Origin of the sequence: Ectopseudomonas guguanensis (genome assembly GCF_900104265.1) — a bacterium.
Classification (GTDB): domain Bacteria; phylum Pseudomonadota; class Gammaproteobacteria; order Pseudomonadales; family Pseudomonadaceae; genus Aquipseudomonas; species Aquipseudomonas guguanensis.
On sequence record NZ_FNJJ01000005.1, the window covers coordinates 175116 to 199800 of the forward strand.

The following is a 24685-nucleotide window of genomic DNA, read 5'->3' on the forward strand; positions in this document are numbered from 1 at the left end:
GATGAGTGAACCTTGCCTTGCCGTACTGCAAACCGCTTTCCAAACCCTCTGGCAGTGTTTCGAAACCCAATCCCTTGGGGGTTCACGTTCCATCCTGGAACATGCGTACATCCGAAATTTCTTGTTGGGCTGGCGCCCGCAAAGGTGGTGGGCCAGCGCTTATCTGTTCTTCGGTCCGGGGTTGTGGGGCCCCGGTCTGCCGCCCTCTGAAGGAGCCGGCAGCGACGTTATCGGCTGACTCAACGATATAGCCTTGGAGCCTGCGCAATTATCGGTTTGCGACTCTGACATGTTGGGCGGCGACATGCCGCTGTTTGCTGCGTGTCCACCGATTTTCTTACCCGTCATCGCGGTGCCGACAGGGGGCGATCCGGCGATTCGCGCTGGCCTCCGCAGGCAGGTTTCGACTGCGCTGGTACGCTGTACGCGTTAAAAACCTTAACAGACTCTTTTACCCTCAGGTCAACCCTGAAGGCCGCGCACGGCGCGCTTTGCAGCGTGCCGATCAGGCTGCAGGCAGCATGTCACGGGCGCTGCGCTGGTGTTGAAAAAAATTGACAGCGATGCGTCGGAAAAGATCATTCTTCACCGAAAAACATTCCTGCAGCATTGCGCTTCAGCGTTGAACAGGCAGCCGTTGCTGTGCTGCCAAAAGCTTCTTCCGGAAGGTGCCAGGGATTCGAGTGGTACGGCGGATTTTTCCGCTGTTTAGCTGCAATTTACTGGTTTTTCGCGATCTTTTCATTGCCGACGGCTGACGCCCTCGCGCCAGCCTGCAACCAGTTCCGGGTTGTCGTCCATCCAGCGTTTGGCCACGCGCCGCCGGTTGGTATTGCCTTCGAGCACGCCGCTCATCAACTGGTTTTCCGCGGCGATGGTGAAAACCATGTTGCGAAACAGCCGAGCCACGTTCGGGCACTCCCTGGCGAAGCCGCCGCGGGCGACGGTATTGACCTTGGCCGCGCCATAGTCGGGGCCGAAATACTGGTCGCCGCCGGAGAGATAGAACATGCGCAGCCGATCGTTCATCGGGTGCGGCTCCCAGCCGAGGAATACGGCGGAGCGCCCCATCTGCTGGGCACGTTCGACGTGGTTGAGCATGCCCTTCTCGCTGCTTTCCACCAGGGTGAAGTCACTCAGGCCGAAGACGTTCTCGCGGATCATGCTCTTGACCATCTCGTTGCCTTCGTTGCCCGGTTCGATGCCGAAGATCTGCCCACGCAACTGGTCCCTGAAACGATGGATATCGGCGAAGTCCTGCAGGCCGGCTTTGTGCGCAGGCTCCAGCACGGCGAGGGTGTAGCGCACGGTGGGCAGGTTGGTCTGCAGGGTTTCGATGCGGCCGTTTTGCAGGTGGGGGTCGATCAACTGGGTCTGCGCCGGCATCCAGTTGCCGAGAAAGACATCGACTTTGCCTTCGGCGAGCGCCTGATAGGTGTCAGGCAGCGACAGGCGCCTGACCTGGGTGCGATAGCCCAGATCGGTCAGTACCAGGCGGGCGACGGCAGTGGTCATGGTGATGTCGGTCCAGCCGACATCGGCGAAGGTGATCATCTCGCATCGTTCGGCTTCCGCCGCAGGCAGGGTGGCACCGTACAGCAGGCCGGCTACAAGCAGCCAATGAGCGAGTCTGTTCATGGATCACACCTGCCTGTTCGAGAGCGATGGATGGAGTCGCTGACTAGAAAGCAAATCACGGACCGCCTGCATCGTGAAAAACGACCTCCACATGCCCAGGAGGGACGTCATTCGGCGTCGGGCGCAGGTCTTGACCGACGCCGGCGAGTGCGGAGGCACTCCGCGCTGCGCAGTGTGCGCTCGGCTCGGACGGCGACCTGCCATGCGCTTCTTTTCCCGCCGCTACCCGAATCAGGGCAGCGCAGGGGCAGGCGAGGGCATTTCGCCAGTTTTTGGTGCGCTGCACCCTTCAGCAAGCCGTGCGATGAGCTGTTACCGCCCATCCGTTACTGCCTTGAAGGGGCTGTGTAGGGGCTATCCTCGACAGTGCTACCGAAATGCACAGAGCCCTTGGAAACCGGGCCTCACGGGCTGTTCGCAGGCTGCTGCAACAGCTTGCGAAGCCCGGTTGGCGCGCCGGTCGTTTTTTATTGAAGGCCTGATCAATTTCGGCATGGGCTTTGCGTGATTTCCATGACCAGCTGGTCTCGAATCAGCGCATAACAAAACCAAGGTCCGCCCGTCGGGCCGATACCGTGCTTAGCGTGAGGGTTTCCATCGATGTCGCAGTCCAGCCAAGGGGCGCAACCCCAGAATCGTGCCGCCCAGTCCATCGGCTTCCTGCTCCTGGACAATTTCACCCTGATTTCCCTGGCCTCGGCCGTGGAGCCCCTGCGCATGGCCAACCAGCTCTCCGGCAAGGAGCTGTATCGCTGGCACACGCTGACCCTCGATGGCCAGCCCGTCAGCGCCAGCGACGGCTTGCAGATCACCCCGGACGCTTCCATGCACAACGCACCGGCACTGGACGCGGTGATCGTCTGCGGCGGCGTGGACATCCAGCACAGCGTCAAGCGTGAGCACGTCAGCTGGCTGCAGCTGCAGGCACGCCAGGGTCGCCAGCTCGGCGCCGTGTGCACCGGCAGCTGGGCACTGGCCAAGGCCGGTCTGCTCGACGGCTACGATTGCAGCGTGCACTGGGAGTGTCTGGCCTCGATGCAGGAAGCCTTCCCGCGTGCGGCCATCACCACCCGTCTGTTCTCCATCGACCGCAACCGCAATACCTCGTCCGGCGGCACCGCGCCGATGGACATGATGCTGCACCTGATCGGCCAGCAGCATGGTCGCGAACTGGCCGCCGGCATCTCCGAGATGTTCATCTACGAGCGCATTCGCAACGAGCAGGACCACCAGCGCGTGCCGCTCAAGCACATGCTCGGCAGCAACCAGCCGAAGCTGCAGGAGATCGTCGCGCTGATGGAGGCCAACCTCGAGGAGCCGATCGACCTCGACGAGCTGGCCTGCTTCGTCGACATCTCGCGGCGCCAGCTCGAGCGCCTGTTCCAGAAATACCTGCACTGCTCGCCATCGCGCTACTACCTCAAGCTGCGCCTGATCCGTGCACGCCAGCTGCTGAAGCAGACCAGCATGTCGATCATCGAAGTGGCCTCGGTGTGCGGCTTCGTTTCCACCCCGCACTTCTCCAAGTGCTATCGCGAATATTTCGGCATTCCGCCGCGCGACGAGCGTGCCGGCCAGCAAGGCCACAACCTGGTGGTGCTGCTGCCGATTCCCGAACAGCAGCAGGTCAATTCCAGTGCGGTGCTGGCGCTTAGCCGGGCGCAGGGTGAATCGACCTTTGCCAGTGTGCGGATCTGAGTCGAGCCGCAATGAAAACGGGGCGCCACTGGCGCCCCGTTTCGTTTTGAGTGGTGGTCGTTTCTGGTGGGCTTAAGCCCACCCTACGGTCTGAAACGGATCGCCGCCCGGCCCACCCTGCGCGGTGCATTGTAGTCGTTGTAGGGTGGGCTTCAGCCCACCAATCTATGCGTGAACCCCTCCGGCATGGCGGTGAGGTCCACGTTGGTGAGCTCGGCCTTTACAGGGCTGCGACACCCTTCGGGTAGGCCGAAGAGGAGTAAGTCAGGCCGGCTTTGGCACCAGAGCCGGCAGCAGATGCCGGCTGATGGCTTCGCGTACATTCGGCAGCAGGGTGGCGCTGCCGCCGAGCAGTTCCTCTACCAGATGACGCAGGGCCACGGCGCGCTCCGGGCTGAGGCCACTGACGGCCAGTTCGCAGGCCTGCTCCGGCGTGGCGCCCGCGGGAATGCTCATGCCCAGCGCGATCAGGCGTTCGCGAAAATCCTCCTGGTCGATCAGGTCGGCGTGCATCATGGTTGTGACTCCTTGTGGCAAGGCTGGCGTTTGACAACGTAGACGAAGCGGCAAGGGTGATGCAGGCAGTCTTCCAATCGCCTGCTAACGCAGGACGCCTTCTTCGATCAGCAGGTTGAAGATAGCCTCCGCACCCTCCTGTGGCGAGACATCCTTGAGTATCTTGCCACCGCCACCACTGGCTTTGGCCGTTGCGGCCTTCATCCGTTCCGCACCGGTCTTGGCCTTGATCACCTTCAGGCGCTTCGGCCTTGGCTTGGCCGGCTGCAGGCTGGACTCGGCCAGCAGCGGATCGTCTATCACGGTGACTTCGTGGGCTTCGATCTGGCCACGGCGGGCCGGGCCGAAGGCGCTCTGGCGTGCCACTGGAGCGGCATTGTCGACGCTGGCCACACAGGGCAGGCGTACCTTGAGGCGACGGCGCTGGCCCCGTGGCAGTGCCTGCAGCACCTGGGCCACGCCGTTCTCGACCTTCTCCACTTCGGCCAGGCCGACCACCATCGGCCAGCCCAGGCGTTCGGCCAGCAGGAACGGCAGCATGCCGGAGCCTTCGCCGGTTTCAGCCTGGCTACCGGTGAGTACCAACTGCGTGCGGCTGCCTTGCAGGTAGTCCACCAGCAGCGGCAGGGCGTCGGCGCCTTCCGGCTGCTCAAGTACATCGAGCTGCTCCAGGCCCATCCCCAGGTAGCCGCGCAGCGCTTCAGCCTGCGGATCGCCGGCATGCAGCAGTTGCAGATTCTGCCCGGCCAGGCGCAGGCCGAGCTCCACCGCGCGGGCGTCCTGTTCGGCGCGGCGCGAGCGGCCGGAGGTCGGGTGGGCGCCGACCGAGACCAGGGCGACGATATTCAGATCAGTCATGGTGTCCCCGTAGCCCGGATGCAATCCGGGAAAGCTGGTGGTGAACCCGGATTTCATCCGGGCTACGCCGCATCACGTTTTCCTTCCTCACGCCAGGCGGCGACGCGTTCCATCAGCGCGCAAAGGATCTCCGCCGAGTCGCCGATCACTGAGAGATCGGCACGCTTGATCATGTCGCAGCCAGGATCCATGTTCACCGCCACCACCTTGTCGCAGGCGCCAATGCCCTGCAGGTGCTGGATGGCGCCGGAAATACCGACGGCCAGGTAGACGCGGGCGGTTACCCAGGTACCAGTGGCGCCAACCTGGCGGTTACGCGGCATGAAGCCGTCGTCCACCGCCACGCGCGAGGCGCCTTCGGTGGCGCCGAGGGCGACGGCGGCCTGGTGGAACAGCTCCCAGTCCTTGACGCCGTTGCCGCCGGAAAGAATGAACTCGGCCTCGGCCATGGGAATCTGTGCCGGGTCCACGGCCACCGGGCCGAGATCCTCGATGCGCGGCAGGCTGTGGGCGACCTTCTCGGCCAACTCCAGCGGGCGCGCTTCATGACGGGTTTCGCTGACCGGTTCGGCGCATTCGGCTGCCGCCAGGATCAGGCGGGGCAGGGCGCGCTGGATGTCCTGCTGGCCACTGCCGGCACGGCCAATAGCCTGTTCGCCGGTGACCTGCCAGACGCGCGTGGCAGGGCGTTCGCCCAGCTTGGCGGCCAGGCGCCGGCCCAGTTCGCCGCCACCGGTGCGGCTGTCGGGCAGCAGCCAGTGACGCGGCGCCAGCTGGCTTTCCACTGCGCTCAGGGCCAGTACGCGAGCTTCCGGGGCGTAGCCGTCGAAGGCATCGCCCTCGATGCGCAGCAGGCGGTCGACGCCGGCCGTGTCGAAGGCGCTTTCCTTGTCCTCGCCGAACACCACGGCGACCACGGCGCCACTCTCGCCGGACAGCTTGCGGGCCAGGCCGAGCAGATCCTTGTCATGGCTGGACAGGCGACCGCCGACCATGTCCGGCACCACGCAGACGTGGAAGGCCGGTTGCTCGACCACATGCAGCGGCAGCTGGACTTCGACGCTGGCGCTGCTGCGCTTGCCGGCGGTGCCCTGCTGGGCACCGCTGCGATCGATACGCTTGAGCCCGGCCGGGCCGATGAAACCGGCGGCGATGGCGTGCGGGTTCTTGCGGATGATGCCGTTGGGGCCCATCCAGCTGGTCTGGTTCTGGCTCTGCATGGCCGCATGCAGCGGATGCAGGCGGTTACGGGCGATCCACTCGGCGCGTGGGTCGCGGCGGATGATGTCGCTCATTGCATAGCCTCCAGGCTGTGCGTAGGGCGGGTGCAACCCGCCGGAGAGATGCTGGCGGGTTGCACCCGCCCTACGTCGATCGTGTTCATCACTGCACCTCCGCCAGTTCACGCCTGGCTGCCGGCTTTTTTGCCGCCACCTCGACGGGCTCGATCAGCACTTCGGCCACCAGCTCGGCGATGTCCTTGATCTCCGGACGCGGTGCGACCACGCCTTCGAGCATTGCCGTGCACTGCGGGCAGCCCACGGCCACCAGTTCGGCGCCGGTCTCCTTGATGTCGACCATGCGCATGTCGGGAATCCGCTGCTTGCCGGGGATGTCGGTGATCGGTGCGCCGCCGCCACCGCCGCAGCAGCGCGAACGGAAACCGGAGCGTTCCATTTCCTTCACTTCGATGCCGATGGCCTTGAGCACGGTGCGCGGCGCCTCGTACTCGCCGTTGTAGCGGCCGAGGTAGCAGGGGTCGTGATAGGTCACACTGGTCGCCTTGCTCTGGCCCAGGTTGAGCGAACCCTTGCGCACCAGCTCGTCGATGAAGGTGCTGTGGTGCAGTACTTCGTAGTGGCCGCCGAGGGCGCCGTATTCGTTTTTCAGCACGTGGAAGCTGTGCGGGTCGCAGCTGACGATGCGCTTGAAGCGGTACTTGGCCATGGTGGCGATATTGCGCTTGGCCAGCTGCTGGAAGGTCGCCTCGTCGCCCAGGCGGCGGGCCACGTCGCCGCTGTCGCGCTCTTCCAGGCCGAGCACGGCAAAATCGACGTCAGCAGCCTTGAGGACCTTGACGAAGGCGCGCAGGGTGCGCTGGTTGCGCATATCGAAGGCACCATCACCGACCCAGAACAGCACATCGGCCTCCTGCTTGTCGGCAAGCAGCGGCAGGTTCAGGTCTGCGGCCCAGTTCAGGCGACCGCCCGGGTTGAAGCCGCCGGGGTTGTCGGTGGCGATCAGATTGTCCAGCACCTCGGCACCCTTGTTCGGGGTGGCGCCCTTTTCCAGGGTCAGATGACGGCGCATATCGACGATGGCATCGACGTGCTCGATCATCATCGGGCATTCCTCGACGCAGGCGCGGCAGGTGGTGCAGGACCACAGGGTCTCGGCATCCACCAGGGCCTTGCCGTTCAGATCGACGATCGGCTGGTGTGGGCCGCCGCTGTGTTCGCCCAGCGGCTTGCCGGGGTAGGGCGAACCGGCGAACTTGGCGTCATTGCCACCAGCCAGGCCGATGACCATGTCCTGAATCAGCTTCTTCGGGTTCAGCGGCTGACCAGCGGCGAAGGCCGGGCACATGGCCTCGCACTTGCCGCACTGCACGCAGGCGTCGAAGCCAAGCAGTTGGTTCCAGGTGAAGTCGGTGGGCTTTTCCACGCCCAGCGGGGCTTTCGGGTTGTCCAGATCGAGGGCTTTCAGACCAGTCGAGCGACCGCCGCCGAAACGCTCGGCGCGGCGGTGCCAGGCCAGGTGCAGGGCGCCGGCGAAGGCATGCTTCATCGGCCCGCCCCAGGTCATGCCGAAGAACAGCTCGGACACGCCCCAGGCCACGCCGACGGCGAGGATGACGGCCAGAATCCAGCCGCCGAAGCCGGCTGGCAGAATTCCGGCGACCGGCAGGGTGGCGATAAAGAAGCTCGCCGCGAACATCAGCAGACTCTTGGGCAGACGCATCCACGAGCCTTTCGACAGGCGCGAAGGCGGATTGCGCCGGCGCTTGGCGACGAACAGGGCGCCGACGAACATCAGCACCGTGGCCGCCAGCAGGGCGAAGCCGAGGATGCGGTTATGCAGGCCGAAACCGTGCACGACGATCGCCAGTACGGCGGCGAGGACGAAACCACCGGCGGTGGCCACGTGAGTCTTGGACATGTACTTGTCGCGTTCGACCACATGGTGCAGGTCCACCAGGTAGCGACGCGGCATCTTCAGCAGGCCGCCGATCCAGTCGACCTTGGCCGGTCGGCCGCGACGCCACATGAAGAAGCGCTTGGCCGCGCCAATGACCGCAAGGGCCAGGGCGGCGAAGAGCAGGATGGGGAGGAGGGTGTTCAACATCTCGTGGTCTCCTTCGCGGGACCGGAAAACAACACGTTTCAGTCCCCTCGCCCCTGCGGGGAGAGGGTTAGGGAGAGGGGGAGCAGGGACCGAAAGTCACCGCCTAACGGCCCCTCTCCCCCGCCCCCTCTCCCGCAAGCGGGAGAGGGGAGACCAGCATCAGAAATCCTTGCACAACCGCAGGGCGTCGTAGATCGCCGCATGGGTGTTGCGCTGGGCCACGCAGTCGCCGATGCGGAACAGCAGGTAACCCCCTGTCTCGCTCAGGCAAGGTTGCGGCTTGATCGCGAACAGCGCCTCGACGTCGATCTGCCCCTTGTTGCGCGAACCGTCCTTGAGCGCGTAGTAGAGGCCCTCGTCCGGACGGACGCCGTTCTCCACCACCACCTGATCGACCACCCGCTCTTCCTTCTGGCCGGTGTATTCGTTCTCCAGCACGGCAACCAGCTTGTCGCCCTCGCGGTAGACCTTCTCCAGCATCATGTCGCCGGTCATGATCACTTCTTTCGGGTACAGGCTGCGGTAGTAGGTAGGGAAGGTGGTACCGCCCATGGCTACGCCCGGCTTGATGTCGTCGGTGACGATCTCGACCTGCGCGCCCTTGTCGGCGAGAAAATCCGCCACCGACATGCCGGTGAATTCGCAGATGGTGTCGTACACCAGCACGTTCTTGCCCGGTGCAACCTTGCCCGAGAGCACATCCCAGCTGCTCACCACCAGACCTTCGGCAGCGCCCCAGTGCTCGTTCTGCTCGAGGAACGGATGACCACCGTTGGCCAGCACCACGATGTCGGGCTTGAGATCGAGGATGGTGGCTTCGTCGGCACCGGTGCCCAGGCGCAGGTCGATGCCCAGACGTGCCAGCTCCAGCTGGTACCAGCGGGTGATACCGGCGATCTGGTCACGCTGCGGTGCGCGGGCAGCGATGGTGATCTGCCCGCCGAGCTGGTCCTGCTTCTCGAACAGGGTCACGTCGTGGCCGCGCTCGGCAGCGACGCGCGCGGCCTCCATACCGGCCGGGCCACCACCGACGATCACCACCTTGCGCTTCGGCCCGGTGGATTTCTCGATGATGTGCGGCACGCCCATGTATTCACGGCTGGTGGCGGCGTTCTGGATGCACAGCACGTCCAGGCCCTGGTACTGGCGGTCGATGCAGTAGTTGGCGCCGACGCACTGCTTGATCTGGTCGATCTTGCCCATCTTGATCTTGGCGATCAGGTGCGGGTCGGCGATATGCGCGCGGGTCATGCCGACCATGTCCACGTAGCCGCCTTCGAGGATGCGCGTGGCCTGGTTCGGGTCCTTGATGTTCTGCGCGTGCAGCACCGGCACCTTGACCACTTCCTTGATGCCGGCCGCCAGGTGCAGGAAGGGCTCCGGCGGGTAGCTCATGTTGGGGATGACGTTGGCCAGGGTGTTGTGGGTGTCGCACCCTGAGCCAACGACCCCAATGAAATCGATCATGCCGGTGGCGTCGTAGTAGGCGGCGATCTGCTTCATGTCCTCATGGGACAGGCCATCCGGGTGGAATTCGTCGCCGCAGATACGCATGCCCACGCAGAAATCGTCACCGACTTCCTTGCGCACGGCCTTGAGCACTTCCAGGCCGAACTTCATGCGGCCCTCGAAGGTACCGCCCCATTCGTCGGTACGCTTGTTGACGCGTGGCGACCAGAACTGGTCGATCATGTGCTGGTGCACGGCGGACAGCTCGACGCCGTCCAGGCCGCCCTCCTTGGCCCGACGCGCAGCCTGCGCGTAGTTGCCGATCACCCGCCAGATTTCCTCGACCTCGATGGTCTTGCAGGTGGCGCGGTGCACCGGTTCACGGATGCCGGACGGCGACATCAGGGTCGGCCAGTGGTAGCCATCCCAACGCGAGCGACGGCCCATGTGGGTAATCTGGATCATGATCTTGGCGCCGTGCTTGTGCATGGCATCGGCAAGATTCTGGAAGTGCGGAATGATGCGGTCGGTGGACAGGTTCACCGAGCTCCACCATTGCTGCGGGCTGTCGATGGCGACTACCGACGAGCCGCCGCAGATGGCCAGGCCGATGCCGCCCTTGGCTTTCTCTTCGTAGTACTTGACGTAGCGCTCGGTGGTCATGCCGCCGTCGGTGGCATAGACCTCGGCATGCGCGGTGGAGAGCACGCGGTTGCGGATGGTCAGTTTGCCGATCTGGATCGGCTGGAACATTGCTTCGAAAGCCATTGCGGCACCCTCACGGAAAAGCGGCCTGGGGTTACTTCGTGGGAGGCGCTTTAGCGGCGATAGCGGTTGGCCAGTCGCGGCTGAAGCCCCTCCCACAGACCTTTGTTGTTAGAGCGGTTTGACGCGGAACAGGCCGTGGTCGTGGCCTTCCTGCGAAGCACCGTAGACCTGTTCGGCGACGGTGCGAATGCTGCTGCCCTGGGCCTGCAGAATCTGGTCCATGGCCCCGGCGAACCAGCCGGTGAACATGTAGTCGACCGGGCGCCCGCACTTGCCGTAGACGTAGACGAAGGCCGAGTGATCCAGGCGCACCTCGCAGGTACCGGCCTCAAGGTCGATCGACTGGATCTTGAACAGACCCCAGCCGCGCTGCGACAGGCGCTTCATGTAGTGCTCGAACACCGCCACGCCGGACAGGCCATGGCACTCGGCTTCCTTCTCGCACCAGTGCCAGGCGGACTTGTAGCCGGCCTTGTAGAGAATCTCGGCGTACTTCTCGGCGCCGAGCACTTCCTCGATGCCGATATGGTTGTTGACGAAGAAATGCCGCGGTACGTAGAGCATCGGCAGGGCGTCGGTGGTCCAGACGCCGGTTTCGTCGTCGACCAGGATGGGCATTTCGGGGGCGTGGGTGGCCATGTGTTCAAACTCCAGAATTCGTTGGTTTTTTTTGCCCTCTCCCCAGCCCTCTCCCGCAAGCGGGAGAGGGGGCTGTCCGTGCATGCATGACTTCAAGTGCATGCCGGCCGCTTTGCTCCCCTCTCCCATTTATGGGAGAGGGGCCGGGGGAGAGGGGCTGTTAAAAAGGCTTACTCGCCCCAGACGTCGGCCAGTACGCGCACCCAGTTCTCGCCCATGATCTTGCGTACAACGCGCTCGGAATGGCCGCGCCCCAGCAGGGTTTCGGTGAGGTTGGGGAACTCGCCGACGGTACGGATACCCAGCGGGTTGATGATCTTGCCGAAGTTGGTCAGGCGGCGGGCGTAGCCCTTGTCGTGGGTCAGGTATTCGAAGAATTCCTTGCCGTGACCCTGGGTAAAGTCGGTACCGATGCCGATGGCGTCTTCACCGACGATGTTCATCACGTACTCGATGGCTTCGGCGTAGTCGTCGATGGTCGAGTCGATGCCCTTGGCCAGGAACGGCGCGAACATGGTCACGCCGACGAAACCGCCGTGGTCGGCAATGAACTTCAGTTCTTCATCGGACTTGTTGCGCGGGTGCTCTTTCAAGCCGGAAGGCAGGCAGTGGGAGTAGGTCACCGGCTTCTTCGACTCGAGGATGACTTCCTCGGAAGTCTTGCTGCCGACGTGGGACAGGTCGCACATGATGCCCACGCGGTTCATCTCGGCGACGATCTCGCGACCGAAGCCGGACAGGCCACCGTCACGCTCGTAGCAGCCGGTGCCGATCAGGTTCTGGGTGTTGTAGCACATCTGCACGATGCCCACGCCGAGCTGCTTGAACACCTCGACGTAGCCGATCTGGTCCTCGAACGCATGGGCGTTCTGGAAACCGTAGATGATGCCCGTCTTGCCCTGTTCCTTGGCCTTGCGGATGTCGGCGGTGGTGCGTACCGGCATCACCAGGTCGCTGTTCTCGCGGATCAGCTTGCTGCTGGCAGCGATGCTGTTGACGGTGGCCTGGAAACCTTCCCACACCGACACGGTGCAGTTGGCGGCGGTCAGGCCGCCTTTGCGCATGTCTTCGAACAGTTCGCGGTTCCACTTGGCAATGATCAGACCGTCGATGACGATGCTGTCGGCGTGCAATTCGGCTGGGCTCATCAGGCTTGTCCCCTAATACTGGCGCGCCGAGTCGGTTGTCGGCGCTTTGGGGAGAGCTTATCCCCGGGGGGCTGGGCGACCCGGTACAAAAACGACTGGGGGTTTGCCGAAAGCGTCAAGCCGAGGTCGCGAACGGATATGTTCGCCCCGCGCACTTCATCACCTGTAGGAGCGGCTTTAGCCGCGATCGTTGACGGCAGGCTTCGCGGCTGAAGCCGCTCCTACGGGTAGCTTTGCATTCAGGCTGGTCGTTCGTGGCGGTCCTGGCTGGGGCTGGCGGCGAAGCGCCGGCGATAGCAGCGCGAGAAGTAGGAGGCCGACTCGAAGCCACACGCCAGGCTCACCTCCATGACGCTGAGGTCGCTCTGGCGCAGCAACTGGCGCGCCTTGTCCAGGCGCAGCTCGAGGTAGAAGGCCGATGGCGTGGTGTGCAGATGATGGCGAAACAGGCGTTCCAGCTGACGCACGCTGATGCCCACCTGAGCGGCCAGCGTCTCGCTGGATAGCGGCTGCTCGCACTGGCGCTCCATTTCGCCGATCACCCGCACCAGTTTCTTGTTGTGCAGGTCGTAGCGGCTGGCCACCTGCATGCGCTGGTGATCCAGGCGGGTGCGGATACGGCTGACCACGAACTGTTCCGACACCTGCACCGCCAGCGCCTCGCCGTACTCCTGGCCGATCAGCCCCAGCATCAGATCCAGGCTGCTGGTGCCGCCTGCGCTGGTGATGCGCTTGCCGTCGATCTCGAACAGTTCCTGGGTTACCAGTAGTGCCGGGTAGCGCTCGCGAAAGGCATCGATGGCTTCCCAGTGCAGCGTCAGGCGCTGGTGCTGGAACAGCCCGGCCTCGGCCAGTACGAAGCTGCCGGTATCGATGCCGCCGAGCACCGCCAGTTCCGGCTCGCGCCGTTGCAGCCAGTGCGCCAGGTGATGGTCGTAGTGTGCCAGTGGCTCGAAACCGGCCACCACGAACAGGGCGCGGGTTGCGTGTGGCAGTTCCAGCGCGCCATCGACGTTCAGCGACATGCCGTTGCTCGCCTGCACGGCGTCACCGTTCTGGCTTAGCAGGCGCCAGCGGTATAGCTCGCCACGAAAGCGGTTGGCCACGCGCAGCGGCTCGATGGCCGACATCAGGCCCATCATGGAAAAACCGGGCAGTAGCAGGAAGCAGAAGATCTGGGGCATTCGGTTCACGGCATCGGTGCAGGGTGCTCGTGGCCCGGATGAAATCCGGGGGAATTGCGTATCGGCATGCTGGGAGATTAATACGCCATCATCGCTCTTGTACTGGAAAGTGGTCGGATAAAGTCAACAAACAGTCGTTCAAGTGCGAATTTCGCAGTCTTGTCGAGCGTAAGGTGCTTTCATCGGGAGACGAAGATTCCCGAGCACGGTGGGGGCTTAAAGCCTCTAGAAGAACGAAATAGAACCGCTGTGACACGATGAGGAGCACCCAGATGAAAGGTCTTACCGCGCTGGCCGCGTGCTGCACCCTGAGCCTGTTCAGTACCTCCCTGCTGGCCGACGAAGCCAGTTGCAAGAACGTCCGCATCGGCGCCGTCGGCTGGACCGACGTGGTCGCCACCACCGCCGTCGCCAGCGAGCTGCTGAGCGGTCTCGGCTACGAAACCAGGCAGACCCAGGCGTCGCAACAGATCATCTTCGCCGGTATCCAGAAGGGGCAGATCGATGCCTTCCTCGGCTACTGGAAGCCGATCATGGACGACAACATCAAACCCTTCCTCGATGCCGGTGCGGTCAAGGTCGCGGCCGAGCCGTCGCTGGATGACGCCGTGGCCGTGCTCGCCGTGCCCAGCTACACCGCCGACAAGGGCCTGAAAACCCTGGCCGACATCGCCAGGTTCAAGGATGAACTGGACGGCAAGATCTACGGTATCGAGGCCGGCTCCGGGGCCAATACGGCGATCCAGAAGATGATCGATTCCAACCAGTTCAGTCTCGGCGGCTTCAAATTGGTGGAATCCAGCGAGGCCGGCATGCTGGCCGCCGTTGGCCGTGCCGTGCGCAATGAGAAACCCGTGGTGTTCTTCGGCTGGAAACCACATCCGATGAACCTGTCGATGCAGATCACCTACCTCACCGGCACCGAGGATGTGTTCGGCCCCAACGACGGTGCCGCCACGGTTTCCACCGTGACCGCACCGGATTACGCCGAACGCTGCCCCAATGCCAACCGCCTGCTGACCAACCTGCGTTTCACCAGTCAGCAGGAGGCCGAGCTGATGCAGCCGATCATGGATCGCAAGCCGGCCGCACAGGTGGCGCGTGACTGGATCAAGGCCAACCCGCAGGTGGTCGAGACATGGCTCGAGGGCGTCACCACCCTGGATGGCAAGCCCGCCAACGTCGCATTGCTCGCCGGTAACTGAAACCCCGGCGCCGGGCTAGCTGGCGCCGATCTCCCTCTTTGTTTAGCGCCTGCGGCCTGGCCGTCGGCACTTGTTCGCCCCTGGAAAGGACAATCGAAATGAATTACGAGGTTATCGTCACCTGCGCGGTGACCGGCGCCGGCGACACCGTCGGCAAGCACCCGGCGATCCCGGTCACGCCCAGGGAAATCGCCGCCGCCGCCATCGAGGCAGCCAAAGCCGGCGCCACCGTTGCCCACTGCCATGTGCGCGACCCGCAAACCGGCAAGCCGAGCCGCAACGTGGCGCTGTACCGCGAGGTGGTCGAGCGCATCCGCGAGAGCGACACCGACGTGATCATCAACCTCACCGCCGGCATGGGCGGCGATCTGGAAATCGGTCGCGGCGAGCAGCCGCTGGAATTCGGCGCCGGCACCGACCTGGTCGGCCCGCTGGAGCGCCTGGCGCATGTCGAGCAGCTGCTGCCGGAAATCTGCACCCTGGACTGCGGCACCCTGAATTTCGGCGACGGCGATTTCATCTATGTCTCCACCCCGGCGCAGCTGCGTGCCGGCGCCAAACGCATCACCGAGCTGGGGGTGAAGGCCGAGCTGGAAATCTTCGACACCGGCCACCTGTGGTTCGCCAAGCAGCTGCTCAAGGAGGGCCTGCTGGAAGACCCGCTGATCCAGCTGTGCCTGGGCATCCCCTGGGGCGCGCCGGCCGACACCACGACCATGAAGGCCATGGCCGACAACCTGCCGCCCGGCATCACCTGGGCCGGCTTCGGCATCGGCCGCATGCAGATGCCCATGGTCGCCCAGGCCATGCTGCTCGGCGGCAACGTGCGGGTCGGCCTGGAGGACAACATCTGGCTGGATCGCGGCGTGCACGCCAGCAACGGCCAGTTGGTCGAGCGCGCCATCGAGATCATCGAACGCCTCGGCGGCCGCGCCCTGACCCCGGCCGAGGGGCGGGAAAAGATGAAGCTCAAACCCAGACGCTAACGCTGCTTCCTCCCCTCTCCCATTTATGGGAGAGGGGCCGGGGGAGAGGGCCTGTGTGCATTCCCCGTAGCCCGGATGAAATCCGGGAAAACTTCACCTGCCATGCCCCGGATTGCATCCGGGCTACCGGAGTTCAACCATGACCTTCGTTACCGATATCAAGACCTTCGCCGCCCTCGGCACCGGGGTGATCGGCGCCGGCTGGATCGCCCGCACCCTGGCCCACGGCCTCGACGTGATCGCCTGGGACCCGGCGCCCGGCGCCGAGGCCGCGCTGCGCGCGCGCCTGGCCAATGCCTGGCCGGCGCTGCAGAAGCAGGGCCTGGCCCCCGGCGCCTCGCTGGAGCGCCTGCGCTTCGTGAACACCATCGAAGACTGCGTACGCGATGCCGATTTCATCCAGGAGAGCGCCCCCGAGCGCCTCGAACTCAAGTGCGAACTGCACGCCAAGATCAGCGCCGCCGCGCGCCCCGATGTGTTGATCGGCTCCAGCACCTCGGGCCTGCTGCCCAGCGAATTCTATGCAGACGCCAGGCATCCCGAGCGCTGCGTGGTCGGCCACCCGTTCAACCCGGTCTACCTGCTGCCGCTGGTGGAGGTGGTGGGCGGTGTGAAGACCGCGCCCGAGGCGGTGCGGGCCGCCATCGAGGTCTACCAGTCGCTGGGCATGCGCCCGCTGCATGTGCGCAAGGAGGTGCCTGGCTTTATCGCCGACCGCCTGCTCGAGGCGCTGTGGCGCGAGGCGCTGCACCTGGTCAACGACGGCGTGGCGACTACCGGCGAGATCGACGATGCGATCCGCTTCGGCGCCGGCCTGCGTTGGTCGTTCATGGGCAGCTTCCTGACCTACACCCTGGCCGGTGGCCCGGCTGGCATGCGCCACTTCATGGCGCAGTTCGGCCCGGCGCTGAAGCTGCCCTGGACGTACCTCGAGGCACCGGAGCTGACCGAGGGGCTGATCGATGCGGTGGTCGAGGGCACTGCCGAGCAGCAGGGCGAACGCAGCCTGGATGCCCTGGAGCGCTATCGCGACGATTGCCTGCTGGCGGTGCTGGAGGCGATCCGTCAGACCAAGGCCAGGCATGGCTTTGCGTTCGCCGAGTAATCGAACCCTTCCCGGTGCGCGCGGCGCACCCTACGCGGAGATAGCCAACGACTCCGAACCGCCCCCCTCTCCCGCTTGCGGGAGAGGGGCTGGGGGAGAGGGGCATTTCAGGAGTCACCTGTATGCCAGCCAAGCCGCTGACCAGCTACCAAACCACCATCTCCCCTGACTGGGTCGACTACAACGGCCACCTGCGCGATGCCTTCTATCTGCTGATCTTCAGCCACGCCACCGATGCGCTGATGGATATGCTGGGCCTGGACGAAGCTGGCCGTGCCCGCACCGGGCATACCCTGTACACCCTGGAATGCCACCTCAACTTCCTGGCGGAGGTGAAGGAGGGCGAAGCGGTGGAAGTGCGCACGCAATTGTTGGCACACGACACCAAGCGCCTGCATATCCACCACGCGCTGTACCGACCTGGCGAGGACGCCAGCCTCGCGGAGAGCGAGCAGATGCTGATGAACATCGACAGCGCCGCCGGCCGCGCGGCGCCGTTCGACGCTAAGGTGACCGACAAAGTCGCGCAGCTGGCCATCGAGCATCAGGGCTTGCCACCGCCGGCGTGCGTTGGCCGGGTCATTGGCCTGCGCCGGGCTTCGTAGGGTGCGCTGTGCGCACCAGATCCGGTGCCCACGTGACCGGCCCTACTTGGGCTTGTACGCGCAATACCCCGGCCGCGGGCCGACCTTGGGATGATGGCGGCAGGTATCCGGGCGCTTGTCGTAGACCGTGCACAGGCGCGTCTTGCGATCGAGGAACAGGCAGTCGTTGTTGGACATGCGCGTCAGGGTGAAGATGCCCGACTTCTGGTTGAAGCGCTCGACGATGCCATCCTTCTGCAGGCGCTTGGCGATGTTCTTCGGTGGCTCGCTGCGCTCGAACTCATCCACCAGCTCCAGGCGGATCAGATCGTTCAGGCGTACTTCCACCGGCAGGGTGCAGCAGCTGGAGATGCAGCTGTGGCACATGTCGGCCGTGTATTTGGCCCAGGTTTCCAGGCGGTCGATCTCGGCGGCGGCTATCAGGCGGGGCTTCATCATGGCTTTATCGTGCGGTCTGCGCCGCTGCTGTCACGGGGCGGCGATGATAGCGGGCGCGCGGCATTTGTGAAGCACCGGCTGGCAGTTGGCTACTTTGCGTTGTGCCTGTGACCTGGGTGGCAGTCGTCTCTCTGTGGCTGGACGCTCGCTGCTCCTATACTGGCACCCACCTCGGGCTGCCGGCAGGGACGCGAGGACACTTCCACAGCGGTAGGACACAACGCATGCAATGGATCTTCATGCTGGTCGGACTGGTGCTCGGCGCTGGTGCCAACGAATCCGTCACGGGCGCCATTCTTGGCGGCCTGCTCGGCCTCAGTCTGGGGCAGGCGCTGCGCCTGCAAGGGCTGGAGACGCGCAACGCGCAACTGACCGCACAGCTCAAGGAATTCGCCGAGCGCTTCGAGCGCGGCACGCGCGCCATGCACGAGCGCCTGGTCAAGGTGGAGCAGGGTCAGCGCGATGAACCCGCGCCCGAGCCGACTCCAGCCCAGGCCAGCGTCAATAGCGAGCCGCAAGCCGAACCACCAGTGGAGTTGGTGGTGGCGCAGGCCGCCGAGCCGACGCCGGAACCGGAGCTGGACTGGACGCTGGCGCCGGAGATCGGGGCGCCAGCCCCGCAGCCGGCCGCAGAACCTGCACCCGCCGCCGCACCAGCTGCTCATCGACCGCCACTCGCGCCGCAGCAAAGCCCCTGGCGCGCGCAGACGCCGCGTGAACCGAATCTGCTCGAACGCGGCTTCGCCGCCGCCAAGGCCTGGCTGCTTGGTGGCAACACCGTATTGCGGGTCGGTGTGGTGCTGCTGTTCCTCGGCCTGGCCTTCCTGCTGCGCTACGCCACCGAAGGTGTCGAGGTGCCGATCGAGCTGCGCTACATGGGCGTGGCGGCCAGTGCCCTGGCTCTGCTCGGCCTGGGCTGGTGGCTACGCCGACGCAATCCCGGTTACGCCCTGGTGCTGCAGGGTACCGGCATCGCCGTGCTGTACCTGACGGTGTTCGCCGCCATGCGCCTGCACCCATTGCTCGACTCCGGCATGGCGCTGGGGCTGCTGGTGGCGGTGACGCTGTTCTCGGCGATTCTCGCCGTGCAGCAGAATGCCCTGGGCCTGGCCGCCGCGGCAGCGTTGGGCGGGTTCGCCGCACCGATCCTGACCTCCACCGGCAGCGGCAACCATGTCGCGCTGTTCTCCTATTTCGCCCTGCTCAATGCCGGCATCTTCGCCATCGCCTGGTTCAAGGCCTGGCGTCTGCTCAACCTGATCGGCTTCGTCGGCACCTTCGGCATCGGCTTCGCCTGGGGCCTGCGTTCCTACACGCCGGAGCTGCTGGGCAGCACCCAGCCGTTCCTGATCCTGTTCTTTTTGATGTACGTGGCCATCGGCCTATTGTTCGCCCGCCGCACCCTGCGTGACGCGGCGGATTCGCCCGAGGCGCGTGACGAGCTGCTGCGCTGGTCGCTACGGCGTGGCGACTACGTCGATGCCACCACGTTGTTCGGCCCGCCGTTGATCGGCTTCGGTCTGCAAGTCGCATTGGTTCGACATATCGAGTTCGCCGCAGCGTTCAGCGCCCTCGGTCTCGGTCTGTTCTATTTGCTGCTGGCGCGGGTGCTCAAGGCGCGCGCTGGCGACCGCGCACTGCTGCTGGTGGAAACCTGCCTGGCACTTGGTGTGATATTCGCCAGCTTGGCCATCCCCCTGGGGCTCGATGCGCGCTGGACAGCGGCGGCCTGGGCGGTGGAAGGCGCCGGTATCTACTGGCTCGGCCTGCGCCAGGGGCGGCCGCTGGCGCGTGCCTTCGCCCTGCTGCTGCAAGTCGGCGCAGCGCTGGCTTTCCTCGGTGGACTGGAGCTCGGCTACGCCAGCCTGCTGGACGGTTCGCCGCTCGGCGCGCTGATGCTCGGTGTGGCGCTGCTGTTCAGCTACTGGCAACTGCGACGCGAACCTGAGGCGGGCAGCGCCTGGGAGAGGCGCCTGCTGCCCTGGCTCGGCATTGCCGGCCTGGCGTTTCTCTATCTGATCGCACCGCTGCTGTTCGAGGCCCCCGGCACGGCCATCGCCTGGGCGCTGGCGGGGCTGGCGACGCTGCTCGTTGGTCTGCGCCTGGCAGCGCCGAGCTTCGTCTACAGCGCCTTTGCCGTGCAGCTGCTCGGCGGGCTGCTGTTCCTCGGGCAGATGGCGCTGGATTCGCTGTTTGGCGGTAACAGCTTCAAGGCGGGCTGGTTCGGCCTGCTGGCCGCGTCGATGGTCGGTTTCGGCCTGATTGCCGGCATGCTGCTGGCGGCGCGCGACCCGCAGATTCGCGAGAACCGCCGGCTGCTCGGCGCATTGTCGATGGTCATGCTCGTGGGCCTGGTGTTCATCAATCTGGCCGTGCTCTTCGTTCTGCCCTGGGTGGCTGCTGCGGCGGTATGGGGCGGCACGGGGCTGCTGATTCTCTGGCTGGCGCTGTATCTGCAGCAGCGCGCCGCCTTCCTGTTCAGCCTGGCGCTGCAGCTATTCGCCGGCCTGGCCTTCCTCGCCGCCGGGCCGCTGCTGCTGGCAGGAATCAGCGGCGAGGGCCTATCGCCGCTGGCGCATACCGGCTTCTGGACGCCCGCTGTGCTCGGCCTGGCCGCGCAGATCGGCGCCTGGCGTCTGCACAGCCTGGCGCACGGCGGTCGCGAGACGGGCATCGACGGCGTCAGCCTGCAGCGCCTGGGCCAGCTGTTATTGGCCTGGGGCGCGGCCTGGTGGGCACTGGCCCTGGCCAGCGAGGTGCTGCGCTTCGTGGCGCCGCAGCTGCAGGCAGCTGTTCTGTTGCTGGCGGCGGCGCTGACGACCCTGCTCTGGATGCTGCTGGCGCTGCGCACTCGCTGGCGCGAGCTGGCGCTGCTGTGCAGCCTGCTGGCGCCGGTGGCCGGTCTGATCCTGGCCTATGCCTGGCATCCCTTGCATCACCCGGCGGCGAATTTCGGCTGGCTCGGCTGGGCTGCGGTGCTGGTGGTGCATCTGCTCGCCCTGCGCCGTCTGGCTGAACTGCTGCCGAGCCGCGCGGCCAGCATTGCCCATGTGCTTGGCTGCTGGTTGCTGATCGGCGTGCTGGCGCTGGAACTGCGCTACCTGATGCTGAGTCTGGCCGATCACTACAACGCCTGGCGCTGGCTGGGCTGGGCGCTGCTGCCGACGGCCTATCTCTGGCTTATGGCGCAGGCGCGTCGCCTACCCTGGCCGGTGGCCGGCTTCGAGCGCGAATACCGCCTGTGGGCAGCGGCGCCGCTGGCGGCGCTGATGCTTGGCTGGTTCTGGCTGGCCAACGCCAACAGCGCCGGCGACAGCGATCCACTGCCTTACCTGCCGCTGTTCAACCCGCTGGAGCTGGGGCTGCTGCTGTGCCTGGGTGCGCTGTTTGTCTGGGCACGCGATGCGCTGCCGCGCTTGGGCCTGGAACCTGTGCGTGCGCAGCAGCTGGTGCAGGGCATGGCGGGGCTGTCACTGTTCGCCCTGCTGACGGTGATGGTGATGCGTAGCGCCCACCACTGGGGCGGCGTGCCCTGGCATACGTCGGCTTTGTTCGACTCGATGCTGGTGCAGGCTGGCCTGTCCATCGTCTGGACCCTGATCGCCCTGGCGCTGATGCTCTTCGGCCACCTGCGCGTACGCCGCGAGCTGTGGCTGGTGGGAGCGGCGCTGATCGCCCTGGTGGTGGCCAAGCTGTTCTTCGTCGAACTGGGCAACCGCGGCGGCCTGGAGCGCATCGTGTCGTTCATCGGGGTGGGCGTACTGCTGCTGGTGGTGGGTTACTTCGCCCCCTTGCCGCCACGCAAGACCGAACCTTCAACCCGCAACGAGCAGGAGCCTGCCGCGTGAATATCCTTCGTCTTGGCCTACTGCTGTCCCTGTCGCTGAGCGCCGCGCTGCAGGCCGCCGAGCGTGCGCAGGACTTTCGTCATGGCGCGCCGTTGCAACTGTCCGGCGAGGGCCCCTGGTACCGCCTGGAGCTGCCGATCGCTGCGCACTTTGCCGCGCAGCATGGCGACCTGCGCGACCTGCGCGTGTTCGATGCCCAGGGCCAGGCGCAGGCCTATGCGCTGATTCCGGGGCGCAGCGAGACCGTGGCGCATGAACAGGAGCACGGCGTGCGCTGGTTTCCCCTGCATGGCCGCGCCGATGCACAGGCGGCGCCGGCCTTGCGGGTCGAGCGCAGCACCACGGGCACACTGATCGAGCTGCGTGGCGAGTCCGCTGCCGAAGCGGACCAGCAACTGCGTGGCTGGCTGCTCGACGCCAGCGCCATCGACGCCCCATTGGTGCGCCTGAGCCTGGATTGGAGCGGTGGCGAGGACGGCTTCCAGCGCTTCAGCATCGAAGCCAGTGACGACCTGCAGCGCTGGCAGAGCTGGGGCGAGGGGCAGGTGGCGCGGCTGAGCTTCGCCGACGAACGCATCGATCAGCGCCAGATCGAGCTGCCCGGCCAGCGCGCCCGCTATCTGCGTCTGCTGTGGCGTGCGCCGACGCAGGCGCCGCAGCTGGAAGTGGCGACCCTGCGCAGTCGCCGCCAGGATCAGCAGGCGGCGCCGTTGGTCTGGTCCGAGCCGCTGCCGGCCGAGCACGGCGCCGACGGGCTGTATCGCTGGCAGCTGCCGCTGGCGTTACCTCTGGAGCGGCTGCGCCTGCCGCTGGCGCAGGCCAATACCCTGGCACCGCTGCGTATCGAGGCGCGCAGCAGCGATCAGGGCGCGTGGCGGCCGCTGGCCAGCGGTCTGCTCTATCGCCTGCCGGAGAACGGTCGGGAGATGGTGCACGACGAACTGGCCTTGCCGGGCTGGCCGGTGCGTCAGTTGCGTCTGCAGCTCGACCCGCGAGGGGGCGGTCTGGGGCCGGAGGTGCCGAACCTGCAGGTCGCCGTGCGCGCCACCCAGCTGGTCTTTCTCGCCCGCGGCGAGGCGCCCTATCGCCTGGCCCTGGGCAATGCCGGTGCGCAATCGACGGCGCTGCCGCTGCCCAGCCTGATTCCCGGTTACCAGGCCGAGCGCCTGGCCAGTCTCGGCCGCGCCGAGCTGGACGACGCGAGCCTGCTGGCCGGTACGGCGGAGCAACCCTCCGCCCTGGCGCAAGCGGACTGGCAACGTTGGGGGCTCTGGGCTGTACTGCTGGCAGGAGTCGGGTTGCTGGCCGCCATGGCGACCAGCCTGCTGCGACGTCCATCCAGCGCCGGAGGCGAGGGTGGATGAATAAACCCCTGTATTGGTGGGGGTTTTGCAGTACATTAGGCGCCCTGCGCCAATCCAGCATTCGAGGTCAGGAAGGCCCTTGCGTATCTTGGTCTGCGTCACCCTCCGAGCGTCTCGCTACACCACTCCCGGCCGTGGCGTGCGCGCCGCTTGCCATTCGCAGCCGTTATGGCGGGTGTGCTGATGCAGGCCTGCCTGGCTTCCGGCTGGAGCCTGTCACCGCCGGTACTGATGACCCTGCTGGTGAGTCTCGGGGTCATCCTGCTGGCGCACTGGGTCACCCGCCAGCGCGATTTTCCGGGGCGTGACAGCTTCATCCTGCTGCACCTGGCCAGCTTGTGGTGGATGGGCGCTGCGGCCCTGGAAATGAGCTTCTTCGCCGCCGACTGCAAGATGTTCTGGGCCAGCATGGCCTGGCCCGGCATCGTCTCCACGCCCACGTTCTGGGCGGTGTTCCTCTGGCAGTACGTCAACAGCATGCGCACGCCGCTGCCGCGCAGCCTGCTCTGCGGGCTGGGCCTGGCGCCGCTGCTGGTCTGGGGCCTGGCCCTGAGCAACCCCTGGCACGGCCTGTTCTACGGCGCCGGCAGCGCGCCCGTCGACGACAGCCTGGGAGCGCCGGTGCGCTATCAGCACGGCCCGCTGTTCTATGCCACGGCGGTCTACGTCTACCTGTTCATGGCGTTCTGCATGGGTGTGGTCAGTCGCGCTGCGGCGCTCAGCCAGGGGCTGCACCGCCGTCACTACCTGGCGTTCGTGCTGGTCACCGCGGTGCCCTGGGTGGCCAACGTCGGTTATGTGGTGTTCGGCTGGACCCTGTTCGGCTTCGACCCGACGCCCTTCAGCTTCGCCTTCACCCTGGTGGCCTTCTCCTGGCTGATCGTCGGCGTACGTCTGTTCGACCTGCTGCCGGTGGCGCGTCATCTGTTGCTGGAGGCACTGCTCGACCCGGTGCTGGTGATCGACCCGAGCGGGCGGGTGATCGAAGCCAACCCGGCGGCGCTGAAGCTGGCAGGCCTGCAGCAGGGCTGGCAGGGCACCGAGCTGGCGCAGTGGCCGGTGTTCGGCGCCGACCTGCAGCGCCTGCTGCATGAAGCGGCCGACCAGGATCAGGATCGGCCGCTGACCCTGACCAGTACCGCGCGCTACTACGAAGTTCGCGTGCGCGCCATCGAACGCAGCACGCGCCATGGCCCGGCCCTGCTGGGCCATATGCTCTACGTGCGCGACGTGACCCAGCGCCACCTCAGCGAGCTCAAGCTGGCCGAGGCCCTGGCACTGAGCGAGGAACGCCTGCGCACCATCTCCAGCCTGCACGAGCAACTACGCGAACAGGCCCTGTGCGACCCGCTGACCGGGCTCTACAACCGCCGCTACCTGGATGAGTTCTTCGAACGTGAGCTGGCCAGAGCGCAGCGTGAAAATCTGCCCTTGGCTCTGGCGCTGATCGACCTCGATCACTTCAAGAAACTCAACGACGAATGCGGGCACCTGGTCGGCGACGACGTGCTCAAGGCCGTCGCGCAGCACCTGCTGGGCAACCTGCGCAGCACCGATGCGGTGTTCCGCATCGGTGGCGAAGAGTTTTTGCTGATCCTGCCGGGCGCCGATTCGTGTGAGGCGGTCGAACGTCTGCAGGGTATCTGCGCGCAACTGGCGGTAAGCGATATCGCCACCCGCGGTGGTGATCAGCGCGTAACCCTGTCTGCCGGCCTGGCCCATTGGCCAGAGCAGGGGCAGGCGCTCGACGAGCTTTTGCAGGTCGCCGACGCCGCGCTGTACCAGGCCAAGCGCGACGGCCGTAACCGCGTCTGCGGCTTGCCGGACGATGGCGATGCCAGCCATCCATCCCGGCAGGCAGCATTGCGCGGCGACTCGGGTTAAACTGCCC

Annotated in this window: 18 protein-coding genes; 8 read left to right on the forward strand and 10 right to left on the reverse strand. The window is 65.7% G+C overall.

The features are described 5' to 3' along the window. Positions 1-741 precede the first annotated feature (741 nt). Positions 742-1638 (reverse strand): ABC transporter substrate-binding protein, encoded by an 897-nt coding sequence (locus BLS61_RS09510; protein WP_090430190.1) that lies wholly within the window; start codon positions 1636-1638, stop codon positions 742-744. 600 nt (positions 1639-2238) lie between these two features. Here BLS61_RS09510 and gbdR point away from each other — a divergent pair. Then, a complete protein-coding gene (gene gbdR, locus BLS61_RS09515; protein WP_090430192.1) occupies positions 2239-3336 on the forward strand; it encodes a choline metabolism transcriptional regulator GbdR in 1098 nt (365 codons plus the stop codon). Positions 3337-3600: 264 nt separating this feature from the next. On the opposite strand, the gene BLS61_RS09520 is transcribed toward gbdR, so the two are convergent. From BLS61_RS09520 to BLS61_RS09555, 8 genes are all read right to left on the reverse strand, one after another. After that, positions 3601-3852 carry a hypothetical protein gene (locus BLS61_RS09520; protein ID WP_090430194.1) on the reverse strand — a complete coding sequence of 84 codons (252 nt, stop codon included), beginning with the start codon at positions 3850-3852 and terminating at the stop codon, positions 3601-3603. An 84-nt stretch (positions 3853-3936) separates the two neighbouring features. Further along, a complete protein-coding gene (gene etfB, locus BLS61_RS09525) occupies positions 3937-4710 on the reverse strand; it encodes an electron transfer flavoprotein subunit beta (RefSeq protein WP_090430414.1) in 774 nt (257 codons plus the stop codon). 62 nt (positions 4711-4772) lie between these two features. After that, positions 4773-6005, reverse strand: coding sequence for an electron transfer flavoprotein subunit alpha (gene etfA / locus BLS61_RS09530; RefSeq protein WP_090430196.1), 1233 nt, complete (start codon positions 6003-6005; stop codon positions 4773-4775). A gap of 88 nt (positions 6006-6093) precedes the next feature. Then, positions 6094-8055, reverse strand: coding sequence for a dimethylglycine demethylation protein DgcB (gene dgcB / locus BLS61_RS09535; RefSeq protein WP_090430198.1), 1962 nt, complete (start codon positions 8053-8055; stop codon positions 6094-6096). Between the two features lie 159 nt (positions 8056-8214). Next, positions 8215-10272, reverse strand: a complete 2058-nt coding sequence (gene dgcA, locus BLS61_RS09540) for a dimethylglycine demethylation protein DgcA (protein ID WP_090430200.1) — start codon at positions 10270-10272, stop codon at positions 8215-8217. 108 nt (positions 10273-10380) lie between these two features. Next, the gene (locus BLS61_RS09545) at positions 10381-10911 is read right to left on the reverse strand and encodes a 4-vinyl reductase (RefSeq protein ID WP_024306595.1); all 531 of its coding nucleotides are present in this window, start codon (positions 10909-10911) and stop codon (positions 10381-10383) included. 170 nt (positions 10912-11081) lie between these two features. Beyond that, positions 11082-12059, reverse strand: a complete 978-nt coding sequence (locus BLS61_RS09550) for a dipeptidase (protein WP_090430202.1) — start codon at positions 12057-12059, stop codon at positions 11082-11084. A gap of 239 nt (positions 12060-12298) precedes the next feature. Continuing rightward, the gene (locus tag BLS61_RS09555) at positions 12299-13243 is read right to left on the reverse strand and encodes a GlxA family transcriptional regulator (RefSeq protein WP_090430205.1); all 945 of its coding nucleotides are present in this window, start codon (positions 13241-13243) and stop codon (positions 12299-12301) included. Positions 13244-13515: 272 nt separating this feature from the next. On the opposite strand from BLS61_RS09555, the gene choX reads away from it, so the two are divergent. The 4 genes from choX (at position 13516) to BLS61_RS09575 (ending at position 17144) form a co-directional block, all read left to right on the forward strand. Further along, positions 13516-14448: a choline ABC transporter substrate-binding protein gene (gene choX / locus BLS61_RS09560; RefSeq protein WP_090430207.1), complete on the forward strand. Its 933-nt coding sequence runs from the start codon at positions 13516-13518 to the stop codon at positions 14446-14448. A 98-nt stretch (positions 14449-14546) separates the two neighbouring features. Then, positions 14547-15434, forward strand: coding sequence for a 3-dehydrocarnitine:acetyl-CoA trimethylamine transferase CdhC (cdhC, locus tag BLS61_RS09565; RefSeq protein ID WP_090430209.1), 888 nt, complete (start codon positions 14547-14549; stop codon positions 15432-15434). A 139-nt stretch (positions 15435-15573) separates the two neighbouring features. Then, the gene (locus tag BLS61_RS09570) at positions 15574-16539 is read left to right on the forward strand and encodes an L-carnitine dehydrogenase (protein ID WP_090430211.1); all 966 of its coding nucleotides are present in this window, start codon (positions 15574-15576) and stop codon (positions 16537-16539) included. 122 nt (positions 16540-16661) lie between these two features. Beyond that, positions 16662-17144 (forward strand): thioesterase family protein, encoded by a 483-nt coding sequence (locus tag BLS61_RS09575; RefSeq protein WP_090430213.1) that lies wholly within the window; start codon positions 16662-16664, stop codon positions 17142-17144. A gap of 42 nt (positions 17145-17186) precedes the next feature. On the opposite strand, the gene BLS61_RS09580 is transcribed toward BLS61_RS09575, so the two are convergent. Continuing rightward, complete coding sequence (locus BLS61_RS09580; protein WP_090430215.1) at positions 17187-17582, reverse strand: YkgJ family cysteine cluster protein; 396 nt, start codon at positions 17580-17582, stop codon at positions 17187-17189. Positions 17583-17806: 224 nt separating this feature from the next. On the opposite strand from BLS61_RS09580, the gene BLS61_RS09585 reads away from it, so the two are divergent. The 3 genes from BLS61_RS09585 to BLS61_RS09595 all read left to right on the forward strand — a co-directional run bounded on the left by BLS61_RS09585 (position 17807) and on the right by BLS61_RS09595 (position 24678). Then, on the forward strand, positions 17807-21430 hold the full coding sequence (locus tag BLS61_RS09585; protein ID WP_090430217.1) for a DUF2339 domain-containing protein: 3624 nt from the start codon (positions 17807-17809) through the stop codon (positions 21428-21430). Beyond that, on the forward strand, positions 21427-22794 hold the full coding sequence (locus tag BLS61_RS09590) for a DUF3999 domain-containing protein (RefSeq protein WP_090430219.1): 1368 nt from the start codon (positions 21427-21429) through the stop codon (positions 22792-22794). Before BLS61_RS09585 ends, BLS61_RS09590 begins: the two co-directional genes overlap by 4 nt. A gap of 183 nt (positions 22795-22977) precedes the next feature. Then, the gene (locus tag BLS61_RS09595; RefSeq protein WP_090430416.1) at positions 22978-24678 is read left to right on the forward strand and encodes a histidine kinase N-terminal 7TM domain-containing diguanylate cyclase; all 1701 of its coding nucleotides are present in this window, start codon (positions 22978-22980) and stop codon (positions 24676-24678) included. The last annotated feature ends 7 nt before the right edge of the window (positions 24679-24685 follow it).